Below are 12,468 nucleotides of genomic sequence, written 5' to 3'. Positions count from 1 at the left end.
TAATTTTGAGGCGTGTAATTAATGTTTTGCATGGTTTTTGTCCCTAAATGAGTCATTGCCCCATTACACTAAAAATATTTACAATGATTAAACGTTTAGCGCTCTTACTGTGTGCACTGGTGTGGGTTGTTACCTTGGGAGCCTATGCCGGACCTCGCCCAACTACTTCTCCTAATTATTCTCAACCTAACCCACTCGTTGCTGATGATGCCAATCAAAGGTATTTATGTATTGCTCTCCTAAACACAACCGAAGGAAGTCAGTTTGGCTTGGACGTGATTCGTGAAGCGGCTAAACTGGGTACAAATTCATCAATGGTTACGGTTCGCTGGGATGTAGTGTACAAGACACCCACAAGCGCGGCCAATTGGGCTCAGTACGATAACCAAATAAAACTAAGTAAAGAATTAGGACTTAAAGTATTTATCCGCATTCATTTGGCACGATGCTGTAATCGGCACGTGGGGTATTGGTCTGATAGTGAGACTGCTAAGGATCAAAAGGGAAATCCTTTTCCAGAGATGTTCAGCATGGCCCATGAGCCTTCCGTACAAAAAGCCTTAAGTTTTGTCAAAGAAGTTTCTGAGCGCTACGCGTATCTACAAAGAGAAGGAAACATTATTTGCGTGGCGGCTACTACCACCCCTACCCAAGAAGCAGGGTATCATTATGAAGGCAATACAAGTGCGGGAGGCTTTGGCGGAACCTCGTACTTGTCGATGTTTGACTACGCTCCTAGCATGATTACGGGATACCGTGAATGGCTCAAACAGAAATACAAAGATATAAAGACCATCAACGCTACTTGGCGTTCAGATTACATTAGTATCAATGATATTCAGCCAGTTACGACCGATTATCCTCACGCCGAAAACAAACGGTGGAGTGATTGGTATGTGTACCGGCATACTGTTTTGAAAAACTTCTTGGATGGCGTGAGCAGAACGGTCAAAAGTGTTGATAATTCCTATAAGGTTGTCAACGATTTTGGCTCGGTTCACGATGGGCTGAGTATGCGTAGAGGTACTTTAGCATTTAAGGACTTGGCGCGCTCTACCGACGGAACCAAGATAAATGACTCGCAGTATTATTCCCATTATTTCAGTGCCGACGTGTTGAGAAGCAATATGGGCGAAGGAAAATGGATTATGAATGAGGCATTTCATGAGCCAAATCTTTCTACGTACGGTTTGCAAGTGATGCTTAATCAGCACTTTGAGCGGGGGTGTAAGTTGGTCAATATTGTGGCGTCCAACCTTGATGATGTTAATTTTTATTCACAAGGAATAAAATCTTTTGTGGCCAATTGGTTAAATAAACCCCTGACCAAAATTGTTCCGGCTCAACAGATGGTCGTAAAACTTTCTGAATTGGTCAGAACAGGTGGGTATTATCACCCTGGATACAACAGCCGTTGGGATGAGAAAAAAGCAAGTGGTCCCGTAGATGTTAAATTGATTGAAGACCTTTTGGGTGAGCCTGAAAACAACCAGCCGCCAATCGTCAAGAATCCATTACAGAATTATAACCTCGTCTCAGGTTTTGATGCCTCTTACGTTATTCCTCAGGATGCATTCCAAGACCCCGACGGAACCATTGAGTTTTACGAAGTAAGCGGTTTACCTACGGGCTTGTACTTGGATAAGTTTACGATTAAAGGAAATACGACGGTTTTGGGTACGTTTGAGGTGAAAGTCAAAGCAACGGATATGTACGATGCCTCCACGACCACAACGTTCAAATTAACGGTGATGCCGCAAAAGACTACCCGCCTTGATTTGTACAAAGCGGGAGACTTTCAAACGCGTAGCTTGATTCGTACGCTCAAAAACAATGATACCCTCAATGTGAGTGAGTACAATTTTCCAATCAACTTTTTTGCGGTACCAGATGCCTCTGCAAGAGCAGTAGTGATGAAACTGTCGGGAGCAATCAACAAAACGCAAACCGAAACGACGGCACCTTATGGATTGTACGGTGATAATGACGGTACTACGTTAAAAGTGGGTAATTATGAAATGGTACTGGAAGCGTATAATTCTACCATCATAGCAGGAGCGACGGGGATTGGGAAAGTGAGCTTTAATCTGGTTGTAATTGACAAACGCATCAATAGGGCTCCAGTCGTAGTGACGCCGCTCGGAGAGCAACTCGCAACGGTTGGCAAAGAATTTAGTTACACCATTCCAACGACGGCATTTGAGGATAAAGACGGAAAAATAGACCGTATTGAAATCAAAGGTTTGCCAAGCGGATTGAAAGCCGACGGGTGGAAAATAAGCGGTACGCCTACGTTGGCCGCCAACTCGACCATCACGGTTGAAGTTTTTGACAACGAAAACGCCTCTGTTAAAGTCCAGTTTGTGTTAAAAATCACCGTTGAGAATCAAAAACCAACTGTAACAACGACCATCCCCGATCAGGCGGCGGTACTGCAACAATTGTACGAGTACACCCTTCCTACTGGCTTATTTAAGGATGCAGATGGGACGATTGTGAGTATCACGGCCAAAAACACCCCAAATGGTGTGACCCTTAATGCGGGAAAACTCACCGGAAAACCAACCACTGCTGGCGTATACCAGATAGTGTTAAGGGGAACTGATAACGGAGCAAGTTGGGTAGAAACTAGTTTTCGACTGACGGTTAAAGAAACGTCTGACAACTTACCGCCAATTGTAGCGGAAGCCATTCCGAAACAATCGACGGTGATTGGACAGAATTTTAGCTTTGCAATTCCAACCACGGCTTTTAAAGATCCTGAAGGTGGTGCCATAATCGTAGAAGCACTAAATTTACCAGCCGGTTTGAGTAACAATAAAGGGGTTATTTTCGGAATTCCAACAGTAGGAGGAGAGTATAAAATAACAGCGCGGGGGTATGACCCTCAGGGAGCGTTTGTTGAGACTCCATTCTTGCTCACCATTCGTTTGGCCAATGGCAATATCCCGCCAACGGTTGTAGCCGCTATTGAAGACCAAACCATCAAACTCGGCGAACCCTATACATTTACCGTTCCAGTGAGTACTTTCTACGAGCCCGACGGATTTCTGTCAGGAATTGTGGTGAGGGGATTGCCCGCGGGACTTACTTATGTGGGCGGTAAAATAAGCGGCACTCCGACCGTAGCGGGTTCATTTACCATCATGGTGCGGGCCATCGATGGTCAGGGGGCGGCAGTTGAAGCTTATTTCAACTTAAAAGTAATCGATACCTCACCGCCTACCGTGGTATTTAGTCTGTACAAAGCAGGTGGTTCATCCTCACGGCGATTTGTCCAAACGCTCCGTGATAAAGACCAAATGGCGCTAAGTCAGATTCCGTCTTTTATCAATATTTTTGCGGAGGCCAATGTTCCCATCGACCGGATACAATTTGAAATGACTGGTCCAATGGAGGTTACGTTTACCGATGTTACGTCTCCTTATGGTCTGTTTGATGACAATGGAGGTTTTGGCTCGATTGGCGGAACTTACACCTTGTCGGCCAAAGCACTCAAAAGCGGTCAGGTGGTCGCCCAATCTAAAATTCAGTTTGAAATAACCAATGGCGGCGGCGGTGGTAGTTTTGGGGGAGAAGAAGTTCTGTGGGCACCTTACCCGAACCCTTTCAAAGATTCATTTAAAATGACATTACCGCTTGACTATGAGCCAGCTACTACCTCGTTTTCGTTGCTCAACCTTTCGGGACAAAGAATCCCGCTCAATGACGTACTTTGGGAAGGCCAACGAGCTACCATTGGCATCAATTCTGGGGGATTAAATAGAGGATTGTATCTGCTTCAAGTGCACCATCCAGAATATCCCAACAGAATACTAAAAGTGTTGAAAGGAGAATAATTTAAGCGTAACTACCATATAAAAAAACAGTTCATAGTCTGACTATGAACTGTTTTTTTATACCTAAAAAATTAAAAAACTAAACAACAATGCTCTTGCCTGGTACAGCCACAGGATAGAAACCATCAGGTCCTGGAAGCAACTTAGGAAGGGCATCCCAAGCTAATTTTTCGGGGAATAGGCTAATGTTTGAATTCAGTGCATCTTCCCACTTAACCAATTTGCCCGAATACGTCGCCATACGGCCCATGATGGAAGTCAGAGTACTTTTGGCACCGTTTTCGGCATCGGCAAATTTGTATTCGCCTTTGGCAATGGCCGCAAACAGTTCGTCGTGCTCTACTTGGTAAGGGTTACGGTCTCCTTTTCCCTCGTGTCCGTAAATCACCTTGTTGCCTTTGTAAGATTTAAGAACGGTATTGTTGCCGTTAAAGCTGTCGATACGGCCTTTAGTTCCTAAAAACTGCTCGTCTACTTTGCTGTACGTTCCTTCATAGTGACGGCACTGGCTGTTGATAAGCGTTCCGTCGGCGTAGGTAAAGTCAACAATGTGGTGGTCAAAAATTTCGCCAAACTCTTTGCCCGCACGAATCTGACGTCCACCTGTTCCTTGAGCCGACACGGGATAACCCTGCTTTGCCCAGTTGGCTACGTCGATGTTGTGAACGTGTTGCTCAGTGATATGGTCACCGCACAACCAGTTGAAATAGTACCAGTTACGCATTTGATACTCCATTTCAGTCTGGCCAGCTTTGCGGGGGTGGTTCCATACACCTCCCGACACCCAATACACGCTACCACCCACGATGTCACCGATTTTTCCGTCATGGATACGGTTCATGGCTTCGCGATAATTGCGCTGATAATGGCGTTGCAGACCCACTACAACGTTGAGTTTTTTACGTTTGGCTTCTTCGGCGGCGGCAAGTACTTTCCGGATTCCGGGGCCATCGGTTGCCACGGGTTTCTCCATAAAAATATGCTTGTTTTGTCTTACCGCTTCTTCAAAGTGCATTGGACGAAAACCCGGAGGCGTTGCCAAAATCACTACATCTGCCAGAGCGATAGCTTGCTTATAAGCGTCAAAACCTACGAATTTGCGATCTTGAGGAACATCAACTTTTGATTTTACATCAATTTCTGCACCTGCGGCGTCTTTGTATTTACGTTTGGTAAGGGCGTTGTAGGCATCATCCAACCGGTCAGAGAAGGCATCGGCCATCGCAACCAATTTTACGTTTTGAGTTGTACTCAAGGCTTGCGCGGCCGCTCCCGACCCACGACCACCGCAGCCAATAAGCGCGATTTTGATGGTGTCGTCGGCAGAGTTATGGTAGCCATACGATGAAAAAGGCAAACTGCTCAATAACGCTCCCCCCGTAAAAAGGCTGGAGGTCTTAAGAAACTCTCTTCTATTAGTTTCCATTAGAATGTAGGTTTTAGATTATGGATTTTGAACTGTGGATTACTATTAATTGATAGATTCAGGAATGTATAATTGAAAATGGACGATTAATAATCTTCAATCAACGGAGGATTATAGTATGCCGCAATTTCTTCTTTGGAAGGCGTTTTTAGGGGTCTTACAATTCGGAAACCTACAAAAGAGGCGCTCGTCATCCACCACTCACTTTTTGGGCTTTGTGGGTCAATGATTTTCCAGTCGGGTGAGGAGGGGATTCGGTTGGCGCTTCGGCATACGCTAGCGTCGTCGTCCCATGAACCACCACGTACCGAGGTTGGATACAACTCCGTTACTTTTGCAAACGCTTCGTTTACTTCTCCTTTAGATTTTTTGGTGTAATAATCCTTAAAATACTGGTCTAGTGTCCATTCCATGACGTTCCCGTGCATGTCATGAAGGCCCCAAGGGTTTGGTTTTTTGGTGCCGATTTTTTTGTAACCGTTGTTGCTGTTGCCTTTAAACCAGCCGTATTCGTCCAACAATTTCGGGTCGTCGCCAAATGAATAGGCCGTATTTGTACCTGCTCGGCAGGCGTACTCCCACTCGGCTTCGGTAGGCAAGCGATAAAACACCCCCGTTTTTTCATACAACCACTTACAAAAATAGATAGCGGCGTATTGGGTCATGTTGATGGCTGGATAGCCCGAACGCCCCATTCCAAACGACATATCTACATAAGCCGCGCTGGGGCGGGTACTTCCGTCGGTCTTGGCAAGGCTGTTTTCGGGGTCTGGGTGGCGCTTGGCCATTTCAATTTCAATGTTTTTAGTGGTAAATAAATCGTACAAATCCCACTGAATTTCGTACTTACCCATCCAAAAAGGCTCAATCTTTACGGTGTGTTGCGGGCCTTCGTCTTCTTTGCGTCCTTTTTCTTTGGCAGGACTACCCATGGTAAATTCGCCACCTTTGATGGCGACCAGATCGTACGTAACGTTGCTTCCAGAGATTTTCTGGGTGTAATTTTCAAGCTTTTCCTGGGCTAACAGAGGAACACTAAATAACGTAAGCCAACTTAAGTGCTTTAGAAACATTCTTATACGCTTTTGTGATTAAAGAATAATAAATCACAAATTTACCTCATTTAAGGAATAGAATTCAAATTATAAATAAAATTAGGCCCTGTTTATTCTTTACTCAATGGGTTTACCGTGGGTATTTTTAATGACAAATCGTAAAAGGGGCTTGCCAAAACCAAAAAAAGACAGAGCAACCTCTGATAGCCACGCGTCACCAAAAAGCCTTTGTACGTTTCGCCCCACCCATAATCGCGTCGCAAATTCCCGCTTCCACGCCTTTTTGTATTGTTTTTCTAGTTCCTTACGGGTGAGGTTACCGTTTAGGAATTGAGCCGTCAACTCTGCCGCGATTTTGCCGCCGTGGATGGCCATGGCCATACCATTTCCACAGAGTGGCGTGATGAGCCCCGCGGCATCTCCGACCATCAAAATGTGGTTTTCGACTATCTGTTTGGGTTCAAACGAAAATTCATTGATGACTTCGGGGCGCTCGAAGATAAATTCAGATTCGTTGAACAGGCGCTTTAAATGAGGGTTTTTCCATAAAACTTCGCGCTCCATGTCGGCGATAGAGCCGTGTTTACGAATATTGTTGCGCGTGGTGAGGTAGCAAAGGCAATAGCGGTCTTCTTCAATGGCCGAAATGCCACAATAGCCATCTTGAAAATTATGCAGTGCAATCAAATCTTGGGGGAATTCGGTGCGGATGTGGTATTTTACTCCTAAATAAGGCGATTTTTTATGGGTAAAGTCACGATCAAGCGCCTTGTCCATACGGGAGTTTTTGCCAAAACTGCCGAGCACGGTTCGTGCCGATAAATGAAGGTGATTGACGGTGGTGGCTTTAAATTCGTCGTCGGTACATTCTACATTTTCGACGGTTTCTCCTAGGATAAATTCTACCCCCTTTTTCTTGGCTAATTCAAACAATGCAAAATCAAGAGCATAGCGACTGATGCCGAAGCCTCCCAAATCCAATTCAGTTTCTAACGCCCGTCCCGATGGCGATGTAAATTGAAAACGCTGAATTTCTTTTACGCCCAATTCGTCGAGTTTTAAGCCTAATTTCTCCAAATAAGGACGGACTTCATTGGATACGTATTCGCCGCAAACTCGGTGAAAAGGGTACGTTTTTCGTTCGACCACAACCACCACATAGCCCCGTTGTGCTAACTCAATGCTACTCACCAGCCCCGCCAGTCCACCGCCAATAATGAGTACATCGGTCATAGTTCAATCAATTTAGTCATTCAAGTTGAACAAAGTAGGTAATTGTCAGTTTGGAAATGTGAAAATGCCTAAAAATTTCGTTTTACTAGCGGCAACCTTTCTTAAACATAGGTTTACGCTATTTTATTGCTTCAACTAAATCACCACACTAAACAGACTAACGAAGATGAAATTGAACCGCACTGTAACGCTATTCGCAATGGGTTTTGGGTTGCTGGCTTTAGGGTTTTCTTGCAACGAAAAAAGCCCTGAAACCATCACGACCGACGATGACTTGGAGGTAGTGCCTACCCTAACAAATGCCTTTCCTGCCCTTACGTTCAGTAGCCCCGTTGAACTCGTACACGCTGGCGATGGGAGCAATCGGTTGTTTGTGGTAGAACAACGAGGGGTGGTAAAAGTTTTTAAAAATGAAGCCAGTACCGCGCAAACGGAAATATTTCTAGACATCAGCGGGCGCGTAACTTCGGGGGGCGAAACTGGATTGCTGGGCCTTGCTTTTCATCCCGATTTCAAGAACAACGGACAATTGTTTGTGAATTATACCCGACGGGAAAACGGTCAGCTGCAATCGGTGATTGCACGTTTTCAATCCAATAAAACAACTGCCGATGCTAGCAGTGAAGAAATTTTGCTGACCTATAATCAGCCCTATTCTAATCACAACGGCGGGTCGGTGTTGTTTGGAAAAGATGGATTTCTGTACATCGCCACGGGCGATGGTGGTTCGGGTGGCGACCCTCAAAATTATGCCCAAAATTTGGGCTCTTTGCTGGGAAAGATGCTGCGAATTGACGTTAATAAGAAAGAAAATGGCTTAAATTACGCCATCCCGGCCGATAATCCTTTCAAAAATACGGACAATGCTCGCCCTGAAATTTATGCCTACGGATTGCGTAACCCTTGGAAAGTGACCGCCGACCGTGAAAATGGACGTTTTTGGATTGCCGATGTAGGCCAGAATGCTAGAGAAGAAATTGATATTTTGGAACGGGGTGGAAATTATGGGTGGCGTATTGCCGAAGGCAAAGAATGTTATAGCCCAGCCGCCAACTGCAACCGTACGGGATTGGTAGAGCCTATCTTTGACTACGGAACCTCTGAAGGGAGGTCCATCACGGGTGGGTACGTGTATCGCGGGGCGAAATTGGTAGATTTAAAAGGCCAATACATCTACGGCGATTTCGTGAGCGGCAAGATTTGGGCTTTGCAATACAACGAAACTTCGCGGCAGGCATCCAACAAATTGATTACTCAATTGACGGGCTCATTGTCTTCTTTTGGGGAGGATGAAGCGGGAGAATTGTATTTGCTGAACTATCAAACAGGAAAGATTCAGCAACTGACAAACCGTTGATTTTGGTTGCCAATACTTTCAGTATCTTAGCCGCAAGATTTATTGCGAAAGGACATGGAAAGTAACCTAACAACACCTTACCAACCCAAAAATCACGTCAGAATTGTGACGGCTGCTAGTCTTTTTGACGGTCACGACGCTGCCATCAACATCATGCGCCGTATCATGCAGGCGTCGGGGGTGGAGGTGATTCATCTTGGCCATAATCGCTCGGTGCAAGAAATTGTGGATTGTGCAATTCAGGAAGACGTGCAGGGAATTGCGATTACCAGCTATCAGGGCGGTCACGTCGAGTACTTCAAATACATGTACGACCTCCTCCAAGCCCAAAATGCTGGACACATAAAAATATTTGGCGGCGGCGGTGGAACCATCCATCCCGCCGAAATGGAGGAGCTTCATGCCTACGGAATTGCGAGGCTGTATTCTCCAGACGACGGGCGAGCCATGGGCTTGCAGGGAATGATTAATGATTTGATTAGGCAGTGCGATTTTGCGTTGGACCATGAAATAGATTTTCCTGAGGAACAGGAGAATGAGTGGACTCCTACCCAGTCTCAAACAAATGTGCAGGCCATTGCCCGACGAATCTCTATTGCCGAAAATGCCCCCAGCGTTTATGCAAAGTTGAGCGTTGAGCGTGCCGCCCACCGCTTGTTTCAACCCCTCGTTGTAGGCATTACTGGTACGGGTGGGGCGGGAAAATCTTCTTTGGTGGATGAATTGGTGCGGCGGTTTTTGATGGATTTTGACCATAAAACGCTGGCAATCATTTCGGTAGACCCTTCTAAGCGCAAAACGGGCGGCGCGCTTTTGGGCGACCGCATCCGAATGAATGCGCTACATCCTGAACTTGCGCATGGGCGAGTGTATATGCGCTCCTTGGCCACGCGGCAGTCCAATTTGGCCTTAAGTAAATACGTCCAAGACGCCATTGATGTCTGTAAAGAAGCGGATTTTGACCTGATTATTGTCGAAACCTCGGGCATTGGCCAATCAGATACCGAGATTACGGAGCATTCTGATGTGTCGCTTTACGTCATGACGGCGGAATACGGCGCGGCGACCCAGCTCGAAAAAATTGATATGCTCGATTTTGCCGACGTGATTGCCATCAATAAATTCGACAAACGAGGGTCGTTGGATGCCCTTCGCGACGTACGAAAACAATACCGCCGTAATCATAACCTCTGGGATACACCCGACGATGCCCTGCCGATTTTTGGCACAATGGCCAGCCAGTTCAATGATGCGGGCATGAATGCTCTTTACGGGAAGTTGATGGAATTGTTGGCCCAAAAGGATAAACGGAAGGCTGAAAATGGTGAAGGCAGCACATCCAGCTGGGTAAATGGTAAATTGTTTGCTCACTTGAAGGAGCAGGTTCAGCACGCTAAAACACTCGCTGCCAAAGGTATTATTCCACCCGATCGGGTACGGTATTTGGCCGAAATTGTAGAAAACGCCCGCGCTTATGACCAATTTGTAAATGAACAGACAACCATTGCCCGACAATTATACCAACTCGACGGCACGATAAAAACGCTGGCAAAGGGGAATAATGCAGAGACGATTGAGGCGCTAAAAGCGGTTTATACTGAGCTTGAAGCCCGTTTGCAGTACGATTGTAACCAATTACTCAAAAAATGGCCCGATACAATCCAAAAATACCGCGCTGAGAAATATCAGTTTCAAGTCAGAGATAGAATTATTGAGCAAGATTTATGGACGGAAACCTTATCACACCTTAAAATTCCGAAAATCGCCCTCCCTAAATACAACGATTGGGGGGATATTTTGCGGTGGCAACTGACCGAAAATGTTCCGGGTGAATTTCCTTATACGGCTGGTGTTTTTCCGCTCAAGCGAGAAGGCGAAGACCCCACCCGTATGTTTGCAGGAGAGGGCGGCCCCGAGCGCACCAACCGTCGCTTTCATTATTTATCCAAAGCCATGCCCGCCAAGCGGCTGTCAACGGCGTTTGATTCGGTGACGCTCTACGGCGAAGACCCCGACTTGCGGCCTGATATTTACGGCAAAGTCGGTAATTCGGGCGTGAGCGTCTGCACCCTCGACGATGCCAAAAAACTATACAGTGGTTTTGACCTTTGCGATCCTTCCACGTCGGTTTCGATGACCATCAACGGCCCTGCTCCGATTGTGTTGGGTTTCTTTCTCAATGCCGCCATCGACCAGCAATGTGAAAAGTACATTTTATCAGCGTGGAGTCGGGAGGAGCGTGAAGGAAGAATAGCCAAAATTAAGACTGAAATCGGGTACCAGGGCGAGATTCCAGAAGGCCACAATGGCCTAGGATTAATGCTTTTAGGAATAACAGGCGATCAATTGTTGGAGCCCGAACTGTATCAAAAAATCAAAGCCCAAACGCTTCGTCAGGTGCGAGGAACGGTACAGGCGGATATTTTGAAAGAAGACCAAGCGCAGAATACGTGCATATTTTCGACCGAATTTGCGCTCAAACTCATGGGCGATATTCAGCAGTATTTTATTGATAATCAGGTGCGTAATTTTTATTCGGTTTCCATTTCGGGCTACCATATTGCCGAGGCCGGGGCCAATCCCATTTCGCAATTAGCATTTACGTTATCCAACGGCTTTACGTTTGTGGAATACTACCTCAGTCGCGGAATGCACATTGATGATTTTGCACCCAACTTGTCCTTTTTCTTCTCCAATGGCATGGACCCCGAATACACAGTATTGGGCAGAGTGGCGCGGCGGATTTGGGCAAAAGCCATGAAATTGAAGTACAAAGCCAACGAGCGCAGCCAAAAACTAAAGTACCATATCCAAACTTCTGGCCGAAGCTTGCACGCGCAAGAAATCGCTTTCAATGATATTCGGACTACGTTACAGGCGTTGTTGGCTATTTATGACAACTGCAACTCGTTGCATACCAATGCCTACGACGAAGCCATTACCACCCCCACCGAAGAAAGCGTGCGGCGTGCCGTGGCGATTCAGTTGATTATCAACCGTGAATTTGGATTGACCAAAAACGAAAATCCATTGCAAGGCTCTTTCATTACCGAAGAACTGACCGATTTGGTGGAAGAGGCAGTCTACCAAGAATTTTTGAGTATCAATGAGCGGGGTGGGGTTTTGGGTGCTATGGAGCGGATGTATCAGCGGAGCAAAATTCAGGAAGAGTCTATGTATTATGAAATGCAAAAGCATACGGGTGCCTTGCCCATCATTGGAGTAAATACTTTTTTGGACGAAAAAGGCTCCCCCACGGTGCTTCCCGCCGAAGTGATTCGCTCAACCGACGATGAAAAACAATACGCGGTTTTGGCACGAAAATCTTTTCAGGAACAAAATAGTGAAAGGGCAACAGTTGCTTTGGGTCAATTGCAGAAAAGGGCGCTTCGAGGAGAAAATTTGTTTGAAAGCCTCATGGAAGCCACAAAAGTGTGCACGCTCGGGCAGATTTCGGGCGCGCTGTATAAAGTTGGCGGTCAGTATCGACGAAATATGTAACGGGTTTATTTTACTGGTAAACTTAAGCCTGAGCCGACACAGAGGCGTCGTTAGATA

The 12,468-nt window shown here is 46.1% G+C and carries 6 protein-coding genes; 3 read left to right on the top strand and 3 right to left on the bottom strand.

Annotation, left to right across the window (positions count from 1 at the left end; translation table 11 throughout):
- The first annotated feature begins 83 nt into the window (after positions 1–83).
- A complete protein-coding gene (locus NCI00_RS24425) occupies positions 84–3,839 on the top strand; it encodes a putative Ig domain-containing protein (protein ID WP_253532094.1) in 3,756 nt (1,251 codons plus the stop codon).
- 79 nt (positions 3,840–3,918) lie between these two features.
- Here NCI00_RS24425 and NCI00_RS24420 read toward each other — a convergent pair whose 3' ends face one another.
- The 3 genes from NCI00_RS24420 to NCI00_RS24410 form a co-directional block, all read right to left on the bottom strand.
- On the bottom strand, positions 3,919–5,265 hold the full coding sequence (locus NCI00_RS24420) for a Gfo/Idh/MocA family protein (protein WP_166558064.1): 1,347 nt from the start codon (positions 5,263–5,265) through the stop codon (positions 3,919–3,921).
- 86 nt (positions 5,266–5,351) lie between these two features.
- Positions 5,352–6,338, bottom strand: a complete 987-nt coding sequence (locus NCI00_RS24415; protein WP_253532093.1) for a formylglycine-generating enzyme family protein — start codon at positions 6,336–6,338, stop codon at positions 5,352–5,354.
- 99 nt (positions 6,339–6,437) lie between these two features.
- Positions 6,438–7,553, bottom strand: a complete 1,116-nt coding sequence (locus NCI00_RS24410; protein WP_253532092.1) for an NAD(P)/FAD-dependent oxidoreductase — start codon at positions 7,551–7,553, stop codon at positions 6,438–6,440.
- 166 nt (positions 7,554–7,719) lie between these two features.
- Here NCI00_RS24410 and NCI00_RS24405 point away from each other — a divergent pair, with 166 nt between their 5' ends.
- Together NCI00_RS24405 and NCI00_RS24400 are read left to right on the top strand one after the other, a co-directional pair.
- Positions 7,720–8,910 (top strand): PQQ-dependent sugar dehydrogenase, encoded by a 1,191-nt coding sequence (locus NCI00_RS24405; protein WP_253532091.1) that lies wholly within the window; start codon positions 7,720–7,722, stop codon positions 8,908–8,910.
- Positions 8,911–8,964: 54 nt separating this feature from the next.
- Positions 8,965–12,411, top strand: coding sequence for a methylmalonyl-CoA mutase family protein (locus NCI00_RS24400; protein ID WP_253532090.1), 3,447 nt, complete (start codon positions 8,965–8,967; stop codon positions 12,409–12,411).
- Positions 12,412–12,468: the final 57 nt, after the last annotated feature.

Source organism: Runella salmonicolor (assembly GCF_024158025.1).
In the GTDB taxonomy this organism is placed as follows: domain Bacteria; phylum Bacteroidota; class Bacteroidia; order Cytophagales; family Spirosomataceae; genus Runella; species Runella salmonicolor.
Note: the sequence above shows the minus strand (reverse complement) of the source record. Positions and strands in the feature narration are given on the sequence as shown.